This is a genomic window from Bacteroides sp., assembly GCF_030151085.1.
In the GTDB taxonomy this organism is placed as follows: domain Bacteria; phylum Bacteroidota; class Bacteroidia; order Bacteroidales; family Bacteroidaceae; genus Bacteroides.
This window is the reverse complement of sequence record NZ_JASLER010000025.1, coordinates 1-18,405: the sequence shown is the minus strand read 5'-3', so window position 1 is coordinate 18,405 and position 18,405 is coordinate 1. Positions and strand designations below refer to the sequence as shown.

Sequence of the window (18,405 nt, the reverse complement as noted above, 5' to 3'; positions counted from 1 at the left end):
ATCGCCAACCCCACTTATAAACAAGTATGTACTGGCACCACAGATTTTGCCGAAACCGTAAAAGTACAATACGATCCTGAGAAAGTAGATTTACCTTTCCTCATCGATCTTTATTTTAAAACGATCGACCCCACCAGCATGAACCGTCAGGGAGGTGATAGAGGTACTCAATATCGTACCGGTATCTACTATACGGATTCTGCCGATCTTCCGGTTATAAAGGAAACCGTACAGAGTTTGGCTGCCAACTACTCTAAACCTTTGGTTGTAGAAATTGAACCATTAAAGAACTTCTATCCTGCCGAAGATTATCATCAGGATTATTTGGATAAGAATCCCGGGGGATATTGTCATATTAATCCTGAGTTGTTCGATCTGGCTCGTAATGCCAAGATGAAGAAGAAGGCAGTTGCTTATGCAAAACCGGATGATGCCACTTTGCGTTCACAACTCACTGCTGAACAATATGCCGTAACTCAAAAGAATGCTACTGAACCTGCTTTCAAGAATGAATATTGGGATGAACATCGTCCGGGTATTTATGTAGATATTACTACGGGTGAGCCTTTGTTTGTCTCTACTGACAAGTTTGATTCCGGTTGTGGCTGGCCTAGTTTCTCAAAGCCTATAAACAATAAACTCATACAGGAGAAGGTAGACACTACTCACGGCATGGTGCGTACGGAAGTTCGCAGCAATACAGGTAATGCCCATTTGGGACACGTCTTTAATGATGGTCCGGCAGATAAGGGTGGTTTGAGATATTGTATTAATAGTGCATCTTTGCGTTTCATTCCTAAAGATAAAATGCAAGCCGAAGGTTATGGTCAATACCTGAACTTAGTGAAATAAGTGAATATGGATATACTATTGGTTAGCAATGATGATTCCTGCCGTAGCCGTATAGCACAAGAGCTATTCAACTCTTTTGGCAGAGGAATGAAAATATCTACCGCAGGAGTCATGGAAGGGAATTATATCCCTGATGTCGTTTGTAATGTTATGGAACAGAATGGTTATGATATCTCACGAAAGAAACCAACTTCAGTAGGAGCATATAGCCGTCAATCATGGGATTATGTAATCACACTTTGCCAGGAAGCCGAGGACGAATTGAAATATATGAATCTTAAAGCAAAGCATTATGCCCGTTTTTACTTTGATGATCCATTTAAGAAAAGAGGACAGAGCGAAGGTGAACAGGAGCAACAAGTTACCATCTTGTATGATTCCATGTATCACGATCTCTACGAATTCTATCGTGACGAACTGAGCGAACAATTAATGCCTCGCTGTACATGTGGGGCAAATGTCTATTGTCGTTGCGAGTAAAAATTACATAGTTAAGATCGATGTGTCTTAACTATGTAATTTCATTCTTCCTATAGATTTCAATATAAATAAGGTATTGTTCTGTTTATCCCCCGATTTCTCCCAATAAATCAAAGGAGGGGGCAAAAAACAATGTACCAGTTTTAGCAGTACTAAAGTCAAGCAGACGGTCGGTATTTCCAACGGGTTCTCCGATAAACATTCTTTCGAGCATCAACCGAGTGGTTGAGAACTTTCCGGCATATCCAATAAAATAGGTGCCGTATTCACCCTTGGAAGTATTGGCAAAAGGCATATTAGCACGAACTATTTTCAAATCATCACCTACATTGGTAACGGCATTGTGGGCATTTACCGGTTTCTCTTCGTCCGAAAGCTCCACATCATTGAATTTACGGCGACCGATTACTTTTTCCTGTTCTTCAGTGGGTAGTGAGTTCCATGCGATCATGTCGTGGATATACTTCTGGACAAAAACATAGCTGCCGCCTATAAAGTCGGGATCTTCTTCGCCAATAACGGCAAATTGATAAGGATCTTCATCTACAGCCGGGTTCTCGGTACCATCCACAAAGCCGATGATAGCTTTGCCATCCATGTATCTGAAACCGTGGGTCTCATCAATAGAAACAGCAGCTCCATTCAGTTTTTCATCTATTATTGAAGCAAATTCAAAGCAGAGTCCCATCTGTTTGGAACGGATATGAAACAGCAGATCACCTGGAGTTGATACAGCAACATATTTATCACCGCGGATCTCTACGAATGTTTCAAGTTCATTAGGTTTCTTCTGATCGGGGAATAGCTTGCTCCAAGCATCAGCTCCAAATCCTAAAGTAGCACTAAACTTTGCATCGGGGAAACGGTTTTGCATACTGCGAATCAGTGCTGAAAAGTTGGCACATACATCTTTCACTTTCTCCTGAGTGTCCGGAGTATCTAAAAGCCCGTAGACGATGAATATTGCATTTTCACCGGGATGTTCTGTAACGGCTTGCGGAAAATTTTTCATGTTAAATCAGAATTATTATTTATATTATTAATACTGTAAATATAAGGAATAAAGGTTTAGAGTTGTTTTTAAAAGTACGATTTTTAACAGCAAATAAGATACCTATACTACTAATGGATTGCGATTCTTTTTATACTTTTGCATTGTATCAATTAACAATAGTATTTACCTCTTATGAAACTCTGTATATAGCTACGCTCAACGAATAGCCCTACCCTGATAAAGCTATTCAGCTATTGGCAAATAACGATTTATTTGTCACAGAGATATTATATCCTTTTTTATGAATTTGCGATGTTGCATACTGTGCGTAATAATGCAGTGTGCATGGTCGTGATGGATTGTAGGATTCTACACGGATAATGAGCAGTTGATACAGTTGGCCTTTGTACCTTTTGTTGTGATGTTGCTGAATTATCCCTTTGCTTTACCTGGCTATGTGTATCTCAATGCCGTAGGTGGAACAGGAAAAACACGAACTACATTTCTATTTCAGGTTGCCACAACCGTGGTGTATCTGATTTACCTCTATTACCTGAATCACTATACACAAGCAATATTAGCAGTCTATTTAATAGCAGAATATCTTTTTGTAATTCTGTTGGCTGCACAATCTATCATTTATTTAAAAAGAAAACATTATTAAAAACATAAGAATCATGATGACAAAAATATATCCACGTACAGGAGATTATCAAACGGTGTATCTTAATGCTATTATAAAAGACCCGCAGATCGAGATTGGTGACTATACCATTTATAATGACTTTGTTACCGATCCTCTGCAATTTGAAAAGAATAATATACTTTATCATTATCCCATCCATCAAGAGAGATTGTTGATAGGTAAGTTCTGTTCCATTGCATGTGGTACAAAGTTCCTGTTTAACTGTGCCAATCATACATTGAAGTCTTTGTCTACTTATACATTTCCTTTGTTCTATGAAGATTGGGAACTTGATAAAGCCAATATCACTTCTGCTTGGGATAATAAAGGAGATATTGTAATTGGCAATGATGTATGGATTGGTTATGAAGCTATAATTATGGCAGGAGTTCATATCGGAGATGGAGCAATTATTGCCGCACGTGCTGTTGTTACCAAAGACGTTCCTCCTTATACAATCGTAGGTGGTACTCCTGCCAAAGAAATCCGAAAGCGCTTTACTGCTGACATCATAGAACAATTACTAATGCTAAAGTGGTGGAATTGGCCTATTGACAGGATCAAGCAATACTTACCTTATCTTACAAAAGGTAATCTGGATTATCTGCTTTGTCCTTGATTGGTGAATGTTTTATCAATTCTGCCAGAGTATATGGCTTAGGATGGAAAAAATAAATTCCTGAAAGCATTATCTTTCAGGAATTTACCAAATTTGAAGTCTTTAGAAAGTAGTGCCACTAGTACCCGAAGGTGGGTTGATGTAGCATTATCTTTCAATAAGTTATATTTTCGTTACGATGTATTTCTCTTGAATAGGGTTTTCACAGCTTTGTACCGTTTCACATGGTTTTGTGAATTAGGTATGATTTCTGAGGACAAAGATAGTAGTTAGGTTATTTCAAATAATACCCTCCTGTTTTATGTGCTCCTCTAAACTCTATCAACTCTAGCCTCACCAAAGAATTTAAGTAGCGTTTAGCAGTAGGTACACTCTTGCCTACTAACTCGGCAATCTTAGACGAATTTAGCCCTGGATATTGTTTGATGATGTTTAGTACTTCTTGCTCTTTAGAGTTTATAGTATCATTTACAGTATCATTTACGGTATCATTCTTGATACTGATACCCCTTTTGAACACTACAGTAAACATTCCATCCGTATGAAATTCCGGTTCAGGAAGTTTAGCTTTCTTCATTGCTTCCTGCATACGAGGAATACCAGATGCAACTCTTTCAACTAAGTGCATACGGGTAAATAGTCCGAATATTAACGGGTTACGTGTCATGCTTTTGTGCCCGAAGTCTCTTGCAACTATTGGTAATAATCCTCCGGGATTGGAAACCTCTACTCTGTCATCGAACATCTCTATCGTGATGGTGGCTCCTTGTTCGTAGTAGTCACGGTGGGATAAAGCATTTATGATGGCTTCTTTGAATACAGTCAGAGGTATTTCCCAAATTTCTTCTCTCGGTCCGGTTCCCTCAATTTTGTAGGCGACCTGAAGTTTACTTTTAAGCCATGCCATTGCTTGCAAATATTGCTGATACAGTGGACCGCCAAAGGATTTATCATCTATGATATATACTTTAGTTGTTCCCTTGAAAAGAACACATCTTGTAATGGCATGTGGAAATTTCCGCTCCGGTTCTTTACCAAAGAACATGGCAGCACCATTTTTGGCTACTCCTTTATCTGTTAAGAGTTCTAGATTTTCAAATATTTGTTTGTCAGCAGTGGATGGGCTTAACTGTGCTTCTGTACGGAAGTCTTTTATAGCTCGTTCGTCTGCATCCGTGTATATGTTGAACCATGAACAAGGGATGTGATCAAAGAAAATTTTGTTGCATTCCTGAAAGAAACTGCGCATTTCTTCAACAGTACGAAGTTTTTGAGTGTTGGCGCCTTCACGAACAAAAATAGAACCTGAAAATATATAAGGTTTGTCTTTGCCTGACGGAACATCAATCACCCAAACTGTTTTATCTTCAATGTTCGCAGCATACATTTCACAGTGAAGAGCCGGAGATATTTCACTGATTGAACCTTGAATCGCAGACCGTTTATCATTCTCTAAGGTAGTGTCAATAACCTTTCCATTATCATCTACTCCAATAAGTAAATATCCTCCGTCGGCATTGGCGAAAGCGCAAATTTCTTCTGTCAGTTCACGAACCTTTGAAGGAACACGAACTTTAAATTCTACATTATAGCCTTCTCCGCTATCAATGAGTGAGTGTATATCTTCTGTATCAAGCATAAATAATCAATTGGATTACAAAGATATGATTAATCCGTCAAGATGTAGAATTTATCCTTTTGAAAATTTTGCTAAAAATGTGGGAGCTTTTGGAAAAAGAAAATCCCTGAAATTTTTAATTTTCAGGGATCTCTATGAAGTAATTCTACTTGTTGTGGTGCCACCAGGAATCGAACCGGGGACACAAGGATTTTCAGTCCTTTGCTCTACCAACTGAGCTATGGCACCTTGTTTCTTGTTTGCGGTTGCAAAGGTAGTGAAAGTTTTGGACTACACAAGGGCTTTGATAATAAAAAACGCTGATAAATGGCTATGTAGCTAAGTATCAGCGCTTATTTTATCGAAAAAAATACTGAAAAAGTTTGTAGTAACTAGGTTACTTTAACTTTGTTATTCGGCTTCTTCGGATTTATCACTCAAATTGTCGGCATTTTCTGCTTCATCGGAGGTAGATGTTTCTTCCTGTAGCGGGTTCCAACCTTGGGCTTTTAACTCAAACTCCTGACCATCGCGGGTTATCAAGGCACAGCCTAATTCCGGTCGGGTGATGTGTCCGATAAGCTTCACACCTTCTATTTCAGAAATCTTATCATGCTCGGCAATGGGGACGGTGAAGAGTAATTCGTAGTCTTCACCACCATTGAGGGCACAAGTGGTTAAGTTCATGTTAAACTCCTCTGCCATGACAGCAGTCTGATAGTCAATGGGGATATGCTCTTCGTAGACACGGCAGCCAACTTTACTTTGGGTGCAGATATGCATTAATTCCGAGGAAAGACCATCGGAGATATCCATCATAGCAGTGGGCTGAATACCGGCTTCGGCTAACTTCTTGATGATGTCCTTGCGGGCTTCCGGTTTCAATTGTCGTTCCAGAAGATATTCCTTTCCTGCAAAATCAGGTTGCAAGTCTTTATTTTCTCCTGTGAGGGCAGTCTTTTCGCGTTCCAGGAGTTGCAGTCCCATATATGCGGCACCCAAGTCACCGGAAACACAGATAAGATCGGTTTCTTTCGCACCGTTACGATAAACTACTTTGCCCTTCTCGGCTTCGCCAATGCAAGTAATGCTGATGGTAAGACCTGTATAGGAAGATGAAGTATCGCCACCAACGATATCCACATTATATTCTTCACAAGCCAGACGAATACCTGCATACAATTCTTCCATTTCTTCTACACTGAATCGCTTGGAGAGTCCCAAAGAAACAGTGATCTGTTTGGGGGTACCATTCATGGCATAAATGTCGGAGAAGTTGACAACTGCCGATTTATATCCCAAATGTTTAAGAGGTACATAAACCAAGTCGAAATGTACTCCTTCCATCAACAAATCAGTGGTAACGAGCACCTCTTTATCTGTAGGGTAGGAGAGAACGGCAGCATCATCGCCGACACCGTATTTACTGGATTCATTTTTTAATTCAATACCTTCGGTGAGGTGGCGGATCAATCCGAACTCACCGAGAGTTGCAATTTCTGTTCTCATTAAGAAAAAGATTTAATTAGTGATTAGTGGTTCGTGATTAATAACAAATCACTAATCACTCTTTTTTACGCTCTATTAATCAGCTCTCTCATTATCTCCGTCATCTTCGGTTGTGCAGCATCCGCAGCTTTCTGCACTTCTTCATGCGTCACTTCTACGATCTTGCCTTCCACACCGAGGTCAGTGATAACTGAGATACCAAACACTTTGATGCCACAATGGTTCGCTACAATCACTTCGGGTACGGTAGACATACCTACTGCATCCGCCCCGAGAATATGGAATAATTTATATTCGGCAGGAGTCTCGAACGTAGGGCCTTGAGTACCTATATACACACCATGTTGTACTTTGATACCTTTTTCTTCAGCGATGGCATTGGCTTTGCGAATTAATTCCTTATCGTAAGCCTCGCTCATATCCGGGAAACGGGGACCGTATGGAATGTTCTTTCCGCGTAGCGGATGTTCAGGGAAGTAATTGATGTGATCTGTGATAATCATTAAATCACCGATCTCGAAGTCGGGATTAGTTCCACCGCTGGCGTTGGACACAAACAGGGTTTTAATACCCAATTCACGCATTACACGTACCGGGAAGGTGACTTCCTTCATGGAATAGCCTTCGTAGAAATGGAAACGTCCCTGCATTGCCATAATGTCTTTATTGCCCAGTTTACCGAAAATCAGCTTTCCGCTGTGCCCTTCTACGGTAGATACGGGGAAGTTGGGAATGTCTTCATACTTTATTTCATACTTCTCGGTGATTTCACCGGCAAGGCTGCCCAATCCGGTACCGAGGATAATTGCTGTCTCAGGACTTGTGTGCATTCTCCCTTTCAGGAAGGCTGCTGTTTCTTGAATACGCTCTAACATAGTCAATAATGTTTTGGTCAAATATTTGTTTTTGATTTTGTAAGAATTCTATTTCTATAGGTAGCACGTAGATGTAGGGTTTCAAGGCTTCATCCAGTGCCGGATGATTTTTCAGTCGGGTGGCATCCTTTTCGGTGGTAATTATTAACCTCTTGTACTCTTCCAGTTGCAGGAACTGCTCTTTTACCAGTTGCAAGTCTTTGGGAGTGAAATTGTGATGATCGTCAAAAGCCAGTAATTTGACGTCCGATGTATAAGCTTCTACTTCCTTCACTAGTGGTGTGGGTGAAGCTATTCCGGTAACCAGTAGTACTTGCTCGTTTCCTGTTAAGGCAGAGAGGGCTTTTCGGTTATTAGTCTTTCCGGGAAATAATGGTTTCAGCATGCCATAACGGAATCTGGAGAAGTATAACTGTTGATAAGGGTAGAGATGCAATCGTTTGGCGATGATATTAAAATCTATTGGCTTGATGTCGTTCGGACATTTGGTAACGATAACGATGTTTGCCCGGTTCTTACCACTGGCAGGTTCACGTAGTCTTCCTGCGGGGAGCAAGGCATCATCGCATAACAATCGGTGAAAGTCGGTCAGTAGAATATTCATTCCGGCTTTTACATATCGGTGTTGGAAAGCATCATCCAGTAATACGGCATCTACAATAGGATTCTTCAGAGTCAGCAGTTGCTCAATACCGTGACAACGGTCTTCATCGACTGCTACCCGGATGTTGGGAAACTTACTCTTTATTTGATAAGGCTCGTCACCTATCTGCCGTACATCGCTTTGGACTTCCGCCAGTACATAACCTTTGCTTTTCCGCTTGTAGCCACGACTTAAGGTAGCCACTTGCAGGTCTGCTTTTTGCAATAATTTTATCAGATATTCGGTATGGGGTGTCTTACCAGTTCCGCCTACGGCAAGGTTGCCTACACATATTACAGGAACGTCAAAACTCTTTGACCGGAGCCAGCCCCAGTCAAAGAGTTTATTTCGCAAGCATACCCCAATCCCGTAAAACCACGAGAGAGGGTATAGCCAATGGTATATCTTTCCCGCCGACATTCCGTTTATTGAATATTCAGTTCAAAAGGAACGCGAGCCTGTATGCGGTCACTCTTTTCAAAGTTTTCCAAAGCACTGAACTGCTGATAAACTTCACCAATCGTACCCTTCATCATGCGAACCTTGATATAGTTACCTGGGTTGGTATTCATAAGGCTTTCGAAGAAGCTTTCTTTCGCCGGATAGTTCATCACGGTGTAAGCGTCTATGCCGGCTTTGGCGATGGCTATTTCTATAGCTTTATCCAACCCACCGAGTTCGTCTACCAATCCTAATTCTTTAGCTGTACTTCCGGTCCAAACGCGGCCTTGGGCAATCTTGTCCAATTCTTCTTTGCTGATACCGCGTCCATCGGAGCAACGTGTCAGGAATAGATCGTATCCTTGATTTACGTACATCTGAACCAAATTCTTTTCTCCATCACTCATGGGGCGGGTCAGCATACCAAAGTCAGAGTATTGGTTGGTTTTCACTACATCAAAGTTTACACCGATTTTCTCAGTCAGACCTTTTGCGTTGGGGAACATACCGAAGATACCGATGGAACCGGTTAGTGTGGTAGGTTCTGCTACAATAGTGTCTGCATTACAAGAGATGTAGTAACCGCCCGAAGCAGCATAATCACCCATAGAAACGATAACCGGTTTCTCTTTCTTCAATTCGGTTACGGCATACCATATTTGTTCAGAGCCGAAAGCACTTCCGCCCGGTGAGTTAACACGTAGTACAACAGCTTTTACATCTTCATCTTCTTGCAATTTACGCAAGTCTTTGATTACTTTTTTGGAGTCAATACCCTCTTCGCTGGTCGAAGACGAACTGGTACCATCTATTTCACCGTAAGCATAATATACGGCAATTACATTTCCGCTCTTGTCTTTAGGAACGTTCTTCTTTACGTTTACCATATCCTTCAAGCCAAGTATGTTTATGCGGTCGTCCTTGTCAACGCCTATCATCGTTTTCAGGTAGTTGCGTACATCATTTCTATAGATTAAGGTATCGGCAAGTCCGCAGTTCACACTTTCGGTAGCAGGGTGGAACATCATCATGCGGTCGGCAATAGAGTTCAGAGAATCAACCGATACTTTACGTGATTCGGCAACGTCGCTGGTTATTTGTCCCCAAATGGAGGAGAGGTACACATTGACCTGCTCGCGATTGGCGGGACTCATTTCAGTAGAGATAAACGGCTCAACTGCCGATTTGTAGGTTCCTACTTTGAATACTTGCATTTCTACACCGATCTTAGCTAGCAAATCTTTAAAGAACATGGGGGTAGAAGCCAGACCTCTCCATTCAATCATACCTTGTGGATTTAGCATAACTTTGTCCGCTACACTTGACAGGTAATAGAGACCTTGTGTATAAGTATCGGCGTATGCCACGATGAACTTACCCGATTCCTTGAAATCCTTCAAAGCATTGCGAATTTCTTCCAATGAGGCAAAACCGCTTCCCAACGAAGTAGCTTGTATATAGATACCTTTGATATCATCATTTTCTTTCGCCTTTTTGATAGAAGAAAGAATATCATCCATACCATACGTACTGTATTCATCGCCCAGTAGGAAATCGAACGGATTATCCTGACTGCGTTCTACCAACACACCATTCAGGTCTAGCATCATAATGGAGTTCTTATGAACTTGTGTTTCCGACTCCGAAGACGATACCATACTGAAGAATACAAGGATGCTGACGAAAAACAAAACAACTCCCGACACAATGATACCGGTTATGGTAGCAAGGGTAAATTTCAGAAAATCTTTCATTGTATTTATTGTTTTTAGTATGCTAACTTAATTAAGCTAACAAAGATAAATAATTAGGTTGATATTTACCTTATATGTCGCAAGGTTTTTGGTTTTGTCACACTTCAGACTGATAATTCTTTTCTTCTGATTATTTCGTTCAACTCGCCTACCAGGTAGAAAGGTAGGTTGAGTAGTTTGCACTCTTTTCCTCCTGCTGTGGTGATGGTGTCTACTGAAAGGTAATTATCAAACCGTTTACCAAACTCATGTACTATGGTTGTTTTCCCTACTTATCTTGCTCCGCGCAGTATCAATGGCTTGCGATGCGAGTCGTCCATCCATAGATTTAATTGCGATAAAATAGTCCTTTGAAACATATAAATTGCATATTGTTGATTTTCAGATACAAATATACGTATTTGTTTGAAAACGTAGGCAAGCTATGTCTGATTTTGTTTGAAAACGTAGGCAAGTTGTGTTTGATTTTGTTTCAAAACATAGGCAAGTGGCATGTGTGTTTTGTATGTTCCTGTTTCAAATCTCTTTTATCATTTTGTTTGAAAGCGCATATAGTGGTATCACTTTTACTTTGCCATACGAAGCAAAAGGTTCAAGGCTGGTTCTTATTCCGTACTCACAACCTTTGAGTTCTATGAATTTATACATGCTTTGCATAGAGCCACTATTATTCGCTTTCAGGGCTGACGCATTAAAAACATTTCATTGATAAAAGTTCACAAAGTAGTTCTTGATCCCATCCTGCTGCTTTTCTTTTTCCTTTAATGCTTCCTTTCCTTTCATTTTTCTTTATTATCATCAATGCAATCTTATTCATCAAAGAAACATTCTGAGCTGCATTTCCTGTCTTTCTTGCTGCATCTTCGTTGAAAGATACATCCAACTGCCAGTGCAAGTTGTTTTCGATAGCCCAATGCGAGCGTATTGTATCTGATATTCTCTTGGGCTCAAGTCCCAATGATGAAATGTAGAACCTTTGGCTCAAAGAAGTTTCTCCTGTAGTTTTAATCGTTCTTTGGGAAGTGATTCTAACCACAGAATTGACTCCCTTCCATACTTTGAGCATTCCTTCCAACGCCGGGCAACTGTAGACAAAACATTCTCTGATTTCATGCCTGCCATGGGCATTTTCTTCCGTAATGTATTTGCCATATCTAGTGGCATAATGTCCTTTGGTTACATCTATCTTTTTGTCATCCAAATCATCAAACCAACTTTTGACGGTTTCATAAAGGTTTTCTTGGTTCGCTTTTAAGGCTAAAACATAGTCTGCTTTACATTCTATAATCTTTTCTGCAATATCTTTTTGGCATCCCATCGCATCAATGGTAACAATGCACTTCTCTAAATCCAAAGCTTCCAGCAGTAATGGAATGGCCACTATTTCGTTGTGCTTTTCATCTACTTTCAACTGTCCAAGGCTCATCCCATTTGCTACAGCCCATGCGCTGACCATATGAAGCTTAAAGCCCGGAGTACCAGCGGTATGAGCCGAGCAACACTTGCTGGCACCACGAATCGTTTTGCCGTCAATAGCCACAATACCTTCATATTTCGCACAAATTTCAAACATCCAGTGACGGAAGACGCGTTCGAAATAATCAGGCTTGAGAAGGCTGAAAAAACGGTTAAAAGTATCATGGCTGGGAATAGATTCCAATCCGGATAAACGCTGGCGGAAAAAGTCTATCTTGGCCTTACCAAAATCTTCTATTTCATACCAGGACTCGGCACCGCATATGACTGCAGCCATTGCGATATAAACGATGGCATCCGCTGAATGTACACGTTTCCTGTCAATACGGGGATCATTGATTTGTTTACAAATACTAAATACAGCCATTTTTATAGTCAAATTATGTTTTCTTTTTCTTTATAAAGATAGGGAATTAATTCGACATTACAAAGAAATAAACGCATTGAATACTAGATGAATATAATATTTGTTACATACGAATATATCATATCAAAATAGTAAAAACTATAATGCGTCAGCCCTGTATTCGCTTTTACCTCAATCGGATAGATTTTATTTTCCCAACTGATTACATAGTCTACTTTAGCTTGGGCATTACGTTCAGTACGTTGCCAATAGTATAATTCTGTTTTCTTTAGATAATTGGCATATTTAGTGAGCTCCAGTCCGGCAAATACTTCTGATAATCCTCCTTTGTTTATGAAATCGGTTTCGTTGGCAATAAGAATATCTTTTGCTTGTATGCCAAGTAATGATTGCATTAGGCCGATGTCAAGAAACAGATACTTGCGAAATTTTTGATTGATTTCAGCTCCTAACGGAATGCCGTTTGCGGCAGTATGTGTAACGGGTGTTACTAATCCTGCCAGTGTCAATAGTGATAGCGCTTCTTTTACTGCACGCCCGTCCACTTCATTGCTTGCTTGTGAATAAACAAATTTTGCTCCGGCCTGTAGTGCTACTGCTTTTAGAGTTTGTGAGAGTAATAATGGTGAAATACGGGTTTTGTATTTTTTGAAGTCATCCTGATAACTATCCAATATATCATTGTGTACAATGGAGCATTCACTGTAATCAGCGGTTTGTACCCATATTCTTACTGCTTCAGGCATTCCGCCTACCAAATAGAACGAATTCTGCCCACGCCAAATGAAGGTAGTTCGTTTAAGGTAAATTCGAGCAGTGAACCGGCAGCAACTACATGAAGCTCGGGATAATCTTCGTAGAAGTATCTCAAAGAAGATATGGCACGTTGCGACTCTTGTATTTCGTCAAAAAACAACAGTGTCTCACTTGGAATAATAGGGGTATTATAGATGGCACTAAGCTGGCTGCATAGCTTTTTTATATCAAGGTTATCTCCAAAAAGTGTTTTTATATCCTTTTGGTGCTCAAGATTGACTTCTATAAAGTATTTAAAACTCTCTCCTAAATGTCGGATTGCAGAGGATTTCCCTACCTGCCTAGCTCCTCTCACTAACAGGGGTTTTCTGTTAAGACTACTTTTCCATTCTTCCAGATACCTGTCAATATGTCTTCTAAAATATTGTGCCATACATGTAATTTCTTAATAAACAGTACAAATATACAGTAGTATCAGAAAATCCAAATCGAAAGTAATAGATAACTCTCGAAAATCCAAACCGAATAGGTGCGAAAACGTGAAGAATGCATGGCTATTATATATAAGTTAAGATAAAAAATATACTCCCCGCACTTCACAGCGCAGGTTTCTTTCTCTTTATAAAAAAAGAACCTCCTTCCCACGCTTGGGGAGGAGGCTCGCAAACAAACAAAAATACATCGTAAGGAAATTCACATCTACATACGATGTTGATTACCCACGGAAAACACAAAGGAGGTCAAAATGAGAATTCCTTGTGTTTGCGGGGTTTCTTTATCAGAAGTTATCTGTAATTTATTGCTTCATGAGTGGCAGATTGAAAATCCTAATGTTTGTTCAGTTAGATGAAATATCCGACTGAACAGAGAACTAACTCTAGTAATAGACTTAAATGTTTCGGACACAACGGATTCCATAATGATTCTGGAGAAAAGCACTCCAATGAGTAAATGCTATTCCGGCCCCACCGATATTAGTAGAACCAGCGTAGCTCATGACAGAGCCTGGTGTACTCCATAATAAACCGCGTTGTCCTGCTTCAACATATTGAAAATCACTTTGTGGAATATATCCGCTATAAGGAAGGAACAAAGTATTACCAAAATTACAACCATTAACCCCGTTTAATATAAAATCAGAAGTATAACCTGAGGCAACCAATTGGTCAAATTCGGTTTTTTTAGGTAATCTCCATTTTCCGACAGCATTCGTGAGTTTTCTACAAGGATCATTCGCATCAGTCCAAGGAGTTGCGTCAATTGTACTAGGATATGGCTCAGGATTATTACCTGTAAAGAAAGCTCCACTTTCATTACTGCCAACATATACTTCTGTACTATTATATATAAAGTATGAATTACCACTTTTGTACAAATTCCCATTTGCCCATAAAGCCCCTCCTACGATATAACCTTCTGTAGTAAAAGATACATTACTTCGATAAGTGCCATTTGCATTAAGTGTAATTCCTGACAGCGTTGTACTTTTGTTGTTGAATGCTTTCCCTCCAATGGTAATATTGAGATTGACTGTTATATTTGATGCGCTTTGAGGTAGAATATATACATAATTACTATATACGGTCATTGCGTTGGGATTGTTCCAGGTGGTATTCAAGGCATTGGTTGCCGTATTTATAGTGAATCCGTTATTTGTAAAATTATAAGTGGCACTATTTTTAGGTAGTGTTAAAGTTGCTGCACATGCCGTGATATTAGCCATCCTTCCGCTTTGTGCCGCTGCACTGACCCTGTAACGTACGCAGTGGTGCGTGAAAACAATGTTACTCAATGTATATGTGCTACCTATATTATTGATAACAATATTAGGTTTTACACACGTCATGAAGTTATTCCCATTTGTCGTCGTTATGCTTGTTGTCGTATTGCTGAAAGCCGATAGTGCGGTAGAGTTACCGTATGAGTAGCATACAAATGTATAAGTCCCTAGCGGGAGTGTCAGGCTTTTTACAGTTTGTACGGTTCCGTTGGCCAGTAGCTTATAATCTCCATATCCTTTGTAGTTCGATGTTGTGATGGTTGCAGCACTTGTACATGCGTATGCCACTACTCGGAAAACTGTATTATCATCCATATTCGTCCAACGTGTAGTTGCTTTATCGGTAAAAGTTCCGGCTGTGTCCGATAGTAAGTCAACTTTCATATCCAACCCGTCTTCGCCTTTCTGTTGTACGCTGATTGCTTCACCGCTTCGTGTGTAGCTGTTCTCTTCCGTACTCCATCCGTTCATTTGAGGTGCTTCCACCTCAATGCGGACACCGTTCTCAGGGATGGGAGTATTTTCATTTCCATCCGCACTGCATCCTGCCATAAATAGGATGGATGCTATATATATTATACTGTTTATTTTCTGATTCATCTTCGTTTAGGGTAAAGTTATAGTTCCAGAACCATTTGTTGTTTCACCAGCCCACGCATTTGCCGATATGCTTGTAGCCAGAGTAAGAGTCTTGTCTCCAGTCAACGCTGCCGCTTCTGTTGTATATCCGGCATTACTCACATTCTTGATATTCACCATATATTTGCAGTTTCTTTTCAGTGATATATAACTGCCGGAACTGACAAGGTCCACTCGGTAGTAATTCGTACTTCCTGCATAGGTTCCTCCAACTACCAGGCATATGTTATTGTCCCTGTTAGTACCTTGTGCAGCTTCTGCCACATAAATGGTACGGATTAACGACTTATTGTCTGTACAAGAATAAGTCAATGCTCCGTTTGTACCTGCATCGGGAGGTATGGATACGGATGTCACTACATTGTTAGTGATAGTCCCTCCGTTTACCGGAGCTGCATAACCTTTGTTTTTCGTTCGGTATATGCTTACACTCTTTAGGCTGAAGTTTGCGAGTCCGCTTGCTGTTTCCCCACTGAGTGTGCAACCTATATCTATCCTTGCCAATGCCCGCAGTAGTGTAATGCTTCCCAGGGCGGTGGAGGGAGTGATCACCTGCGCGGTGGCAGTTTCCCCCCACATGGGTATAGGAGTATAATCTATACTGCTATTTGTATTCCATTTTCCGGTAGCATTGAATGTAATCATCTTTAAGGCATCACTTTTCAAAGTCCTTTCGGGAATAAACGGAAGCTTGCCACCTGCGTTGGCTATCACTACTAATCTATATGCTTCTCCCGATAAGCTTTGTTTTAGGGTAACGATGTATTTTCCTGATTGTAGCTTCACTTGCGGAGCTTCGTAACTGAATACTTCCGTAGTATTCTCTATTTTGAACACCAGCACTTTCAGTTGTGCAATATCTACAGCATTCTCTTCATTGGCAGATATGGCTCGTGTTTCTTTTTTTTCTTCCTCCCCCGGCAGGGACAAGTGCAGTGTAAGCATAACTTCCCCGTCCGGGATTGTCACATCCGGTTGTCCGCTATCACAAGACGCTATCATTACCGCCATTGTCAGCAGGAAGATGCTCGCCACAAATTTGTGTATCTTATATTCAAACAACCTTGTCATTTTCTTCTCGTTACTTACATTTCCGTATCTTGGTTTATCGTTCCCCAGGGTACTATGGTTACAAAAGTCTTCACCTGGGCATAGCGGAAGTCAATGTCTATGTTCGTCTGCACTCCTGCCGTCACATATAGCGGTTTGAAGTCATTGTCCTCCACAATCGTATATATCCTTTCCTGGTTCCTGTATATGTCAATCTCGATGTGTCCTCCCTCTTCGGTGGGGAATATACGGAATGGAGGAGCGTAAACATCCCCTTGGTTGTCGGTTGTTGATTCCGGCCTGTACCCTGCGTTCTCTCTTACTATCTTTCCCATGAAGTCCACTTCCGTGCCTGTTCCCCTTACTATAAAGGTGTAAGGTTCGCCCGTGTATGGGTAACGTTCCGCCAGATATCTTGTACGTATACTGATGCCTGCTGCAAGTCGTTCCATCACCAGGGTAATGTTCTCTTCCTGCATCCCTCTTGTAGTGGTATTACTCATTTCCCTTCGGCAATAGAATATGTCCGTTATGGGTATATAGCTTCCTTCGGCATGTTTTCTGAGTTGCAGTCGTGCCTCTTCGATAGAAGTACCGACCTTGATATCCGTCACAATCATTGTATCCTTCTTGATATTCCCCCATGCCACGAGCGTGAATTTCTGTCTCTTGTCATGTCCGAAAAGGAAATCCGATGATATCCCTGAAGGTACCATTTTTACAAATCCATTCTCGTTAAAGAGGTACACATCTGCTTTCTGTAAGACTCCGGAATCGGTGAGGTCATTCCCTTCATTATCCACCGCACGCACATTGAGCGCATACTGCATGCACTCCTCCATGTCCTCGCGTACGCATGATGCGGGCACGAGGAGCAGGAGCATGCAGACTGTACAAAGAATACATAAGTTTCTTACAGTGGATATTTTCAGAACACACATGGCGGCTGACTTTAGATTGACATTAGTTGAATTCTACGTCTTGGGTGATGTTCAGCGCCCATCCTGCCACGGATACAGTGAGGTTCAGTACGGCCGGATTGATGTCTTTGTCGGGATCGTCCACTCCTATACCTTTGATAGTTGCTGTAATCGTATAAGTAGAATTACGGCTGATTGTCCCGTCCCCTTTGCCATTGGCTGCACTTCCTACCGTGGTTCCGCCATCTTTGATGATGGTTCCCGCTTGTATTTTGTTTACTACTACAGGATAGTATACGTTCTTGGCAGTTGCGCTACCGGTTCCATCCGGATCAAAACTTCCATAAATCACCAGCTTTGTGGGGGTGGTCGCATTATGCGCAAAGGTGTAGAACCAATAAGGAGTAGTATGGGCGGTAGTAGTGATTGCTTGGTTTAGAGCAGTTTGTAATCCCGGATTCGTTGCGTCCACCTTTCCGCTCAGAGGTGCTGACACTGTTGGTGTACCCGGATCTACGTTTGACTTGGTGTTGGCGTTGTGCAGGAAAATTTTCTTTGCAGTGAAAGTAGCTGCTGCGTATTGTCCGCTACTTTCAAAAGCTGTTTTGATACTGTTTATCGCCACACGTGCCACCAGTCGGCTTACTTCGGCTGTAAGATTGGAAGTTGCTCCTGCTGTCAGGGTGAAAGTGGTGCTTGTATTCAATTTAATATCTCCCGACATCGGCAGAGCTGTGGCGGTTTGTGTCAGGTCTATTGTTTTGGCAGTAAAGGCGTCTTTGGTTGTCACTCCCGCAAAATGATTGGCCGGTGCATTGGCAACCACGATACCCGTACAATCCGTTCCCGGATTGCAGTTCACACTTATACCTGAAGTGGAGGTGAACTCTTGAATGATATTCACGCTTTTATCCTTGTTGAAGATGGCTACGGCTACACGTCCTATT

Annotated in this window: 16 protein-coding genes, 1 tRNA gene and 1 pseudogene; 4 read left to right on the top strand and 14 right to left on the bottom strand. The window is 41.1% G+C overall.

The annotated features are described in order from the left end of the window. Nucleotides 1-852, top strand: an 852-nt coding sequence (gene msrB, locus Q1W14_RS04665) for a peptide-methionine (R)-S-oxide reductase MsrB (RefSeq protein ID WP_300699626.1), incomplete at its 5' end; no start/stop codon positions are given. A gap of 6 nt (nucleotides 853-858) precedes the next feature. Further along, a complete protein-coding gene (locus Q1W14_RS04660; RefSeq protein WP_300699625.1) occupies nucleotides 859-1,332 on the top strand; it encodes a hypothetical protein in 474 nt (157 codons plus the stop codon). Nucleotides 1,333-1,417: 85 nt separating this feature from the next. On the opposite strand, the gene Q1W14_RS04655 is transcribed toward Q1W14_RS04660, so the two are convergent. Then, nucleotides 1,418-2,344 (bottom strand): Dyp-type peroxidase, encoded by a 927-nt coding sequence (locus tag Q1W14_RS04655; RefSeq protein WP_300699624.1) that lies wholly within the window; start codon nucleotides 2,342-2,344, stop codon nucleotides 1,418-1,420. 328 nt (nucleotides 2,345-2,672) lie between these two features. On the opposite strand from Q1W14_RS04655, the pseudogene Q1W14_RS04650 reads away from it, so the two are divergent. Beyond that, nucleotides 2,673-2,990, top strand: a pseudogene (locus Q1W14_RS04650) (MATE family efflux transporter); the annotation flags it as partial. Nucleotides 2,991-3,003: 13 nt separating this feature from the next. Then, a complete protein-coding gene (locus tag Q1W14_RS04645) occupies nucleotides 3,004-3,630 on the top strand; it encodes a CatB-related O-acetyltransferase (RefSeq protein WP_300699623.1) in 627 nt (208 codons plus the stop codon). A 274-nt stretch (nucleotides 3,631-3,904) separates the two neighbouring features. Here Q1W14_RS04645 and Q1W14_RS04640 read toward each other — a convergent pair whose 3' ends face one another. From Q1W14_RS04640 to Q1W14_RS04580, 13 genes are all read right to left on the bottom strand, one after another. After that, a complete protein-coding gene (locus Q1W14_RS04640; protein WP_300699622.1) occupies nucleotides 3,905-5,269 on the bottom strand; it encodes a helix-turn-helix domain-containing protein in 1,365 nt (454 codons plus the stop codon). A 155-nt stretch (nucleotides 5,270-5,424) separates the two neighbouring features. Then, nucleotides 5,425-5,497, bottom strand: a tRNA-Phe gene (locus tag Q1W14_RS04635). A 162-nt stretch (nucleotides 5,498-5,659) separates the two neighbouring features. Beyond that, on the bottom strand, nucleotides 5,660-6,757 hold the full coding sequence (gene thiL / locus Q1W14_RS04630) for a thiamine-phosphate kinase (RefSeq protein ID WP_300699621.1): 1,098 nt from the start codon (nucleotides 6,755-6,757) through the stop codon (nucleotides 5,660-5,662). 65 nt (nucleotides 6,758-6,822) lie between these two features. Next, nucleotides 6,823-7,632, bottom strand: a complete 810-nt coding sequence (locus Q1W14_RS04625; RefSeq protein WP_300699620.1) for a purine-nucleoside phosphorylase — start codon at nucleotides 7,630-7,632, stop codon at nucleotides 6,823-6,825. Then, entirely contained in the window at nucleotides 7,571-8,695 is a 1,125-nt protein-coding gene (gene lpxK, locus Q1W14_RS04620; RefSeq protein WP_300699619.1) for a tetraacyldisaccharide 4'-kinase, read from the bottom strand. The genes Q1W14_RS04625 and lpxK overlap by 62 nt, the downstream gene beginning before the upstream one ends. 5 nt (nucleotides 8,696-8,700) lie before the next feature. Beyond that, nucleotides 8,701-10,470: a signal peptide peptidase SppA gene (gene sppA, locus Q1W14_RS04615; protein WP_300699618.1), complete on the bottom strand. Its 1,770-nt coding sequence runs from the start codon at nucleotides 10,468-10,470 to the stop codon at nucleotides 8,701-8,703. A gap of 691 nt (nucleotides 10,471-11,161) precedes the next feature. Next, nucleotides 11,162-12,313 carry an ISAs1 family transposase gene (locus Q1W14_RS04610; RefSeq protein ID WP_300699617.1) on the bottom strand — a complete coding sequence of 384 codons (1,152 nt, stop codon included), beginning with the start codon at nucleotides 12,311-12,313 and terminating at the stop codon, nucleotides 11,162-11,164. An 83-nt stretch (nucleotides 12,314-12,396) separates the two neighbouring features. Next, nucleotides 12,397-13,059: a DUF4143 domain-containing protein gene (locus tag Q1W14_RS04605; RefSeq protein WP_300699616.1), complete on the bottom strand. Its 663-nt coding sequence runs from the start codon at nucleotides 13,057-13,059 to the stop codon at nucleotides 12,397-12,399. A gap of 5 nt (nucleotides 13,060-13,064) precedes the next feature. Next, nucleotides 13,065-13,502, bottom strand: coding sequence for an AAA family ATPase (locus Q1W14_RS04600; protein WP_300699615.1), 438 nt, complete (start codon nucleotides 13,500-13,502; stop codon nucleotides 13,065-13,067). Nucleotides 13,503-13,958: 456 nt separating this feature from the next. Further along, nucleotides 13,959-15,449, bottom strand: a complete 1,491-nt coding sequence (locus Q1W14_RS04595; protein WP_300699614.1) for a hypothetical protein — start codon at nucleotides 15,447-15,449, stop codon at nucleotides 13,959-13,961. 6 nt (nucleotides 15,450-15,455) lie between these two features. Further along, a complete protein-coding gene (locus tag Q1W14_RS04590) occupies nucleotides 15,456-16,559 on the bottom strand; it encodes a hypothetical protein (protein WP_300699613.1) in 1,104 nt (367 codons plus the stop codon). A gap of 14 nt (nucleotides 16,560-16,573) precedes the next feature. Beyond that, nucleotides 16,574-17,479: a FimB/Mfa2 family fimbrial subunit gene (locus Q1W14_RS04585; protein ID WP_300699612.1), complete on the bottom strand. Its 906-nt coding sequence runs from the start codon at nucleotides 17,477-17,479 to the stop codon at nucleotides 16,574-16,576. A gap of 22 nt (nucleotides 17,480-17,501) precedes the next feature. Then, the coding region (locus tag Q1W14_RS04580) for a fimbrial protein (protein ID WP_300699611.1) at nucleotides 17,502-18,405 on the bottom strand (904 nt) is incomplete at its 5' end.

Excerpts from the sequence above, each read along its gene's own strand:
- Q1W14_RS04585 (WP_300699612.1), bottom strand. The coding sequence starts at position 17,479 with ATGTGTGTTCTGAAAATATCCACTGTAAGAAACTTATGTATTCTTTGT.
- Q1W14_RS04625 (WP_300699620.1), bottom strand. The coding sequence starts at position 7,632 with ATGTTAGAGCGTATTCAAGAAACAGCAGCCTTCCTGAAAGGGAGAATG.
- Q1W14_RS04660 (WP_300699625.1), top strand. The coding sequence starts at position 859 with ATGGATATACTATTGGTTAGCAATGATGATTCCTGCCGTAGCCGTATA.
- Q1W14_RS04645 (WP_300699623.1), top strand. The coding sequence starts at position 3,004 with ATGATGACAAAAATATATCCACGTACAGGAGATTATCAAACGGTGTAT.
- Q1W14_RS04600 (WP_300699615.1), bottom strand. The coding sequence starts at position 13,502 with ATGGCACAATATTTTAGAAGACATATTGACAGGTATCTGGAAGAATGG.
- Q1W14_RS04605 (WP_300699616.1), bottom strand. The coding sequence starts at position 13,059 with ATGCCTGAAGCAGTAAGAATATGGGTACAAACCGCTGATTACAGTGAA.
- Q1W14_RS04655 (WP_300699624.1), bottom strand. The coding sequence starts at position 2,344 with ATGAAAAATTTTCCGCAAGCCGTTACAGAACATCCCGGTGAAAATGCA.
- thiL (WP_300699621.1), bottom strand. The coding sequence starts at position 6,757 with ATGAGAACAGAAATTGCAACTCTCGGTGAGTTCGGATTGATCCGCCAC.
- Q1W14_RS04590 (WP_300699613.1), bottom strand. The coding sequence starts at position 16,559 with ATGACAAGGTTGTTTGAATATAAGATACACAAATTTGTGGCGAGCATC.
- Q1W14_RS04610 (WP_300699617.1), bottom strand. The coding sequence starts at position 12,313 with ATGGCTGTATTTAGTATTTGTAAACAAATCAATGATCCCCGTATTGAC.
- Q1W14_RS04640 (WP_300699622.1), bottom strand. The coding sequence starts at position 5,269 with ATGCTTGATACAGAAGATATACACTCACTCATTGATAGCGGAGAAGGC.
- Q1W14_RS04595 (WP_300699614.1), bottom strand. The coding sequence starts at position 15,449 with ATGAATCAGAAAATAAACAGTATAATATATATAGCATCCATCCTATTT.
- sppA (WP_300699618.1), bottom strand. The coding sequence starts at position 10,470 with ATGAAAGATTTTCTGAAATTTACCCTTGCTACCATAACCGGTATCATT.
- lpxK (WP_300699619.1), bottom strand. The coding sequence starts at position 8,695 with ATGTCGGCGGGAAAGATATACCATTGGCTATACCCTCTCTCGTGGTTT.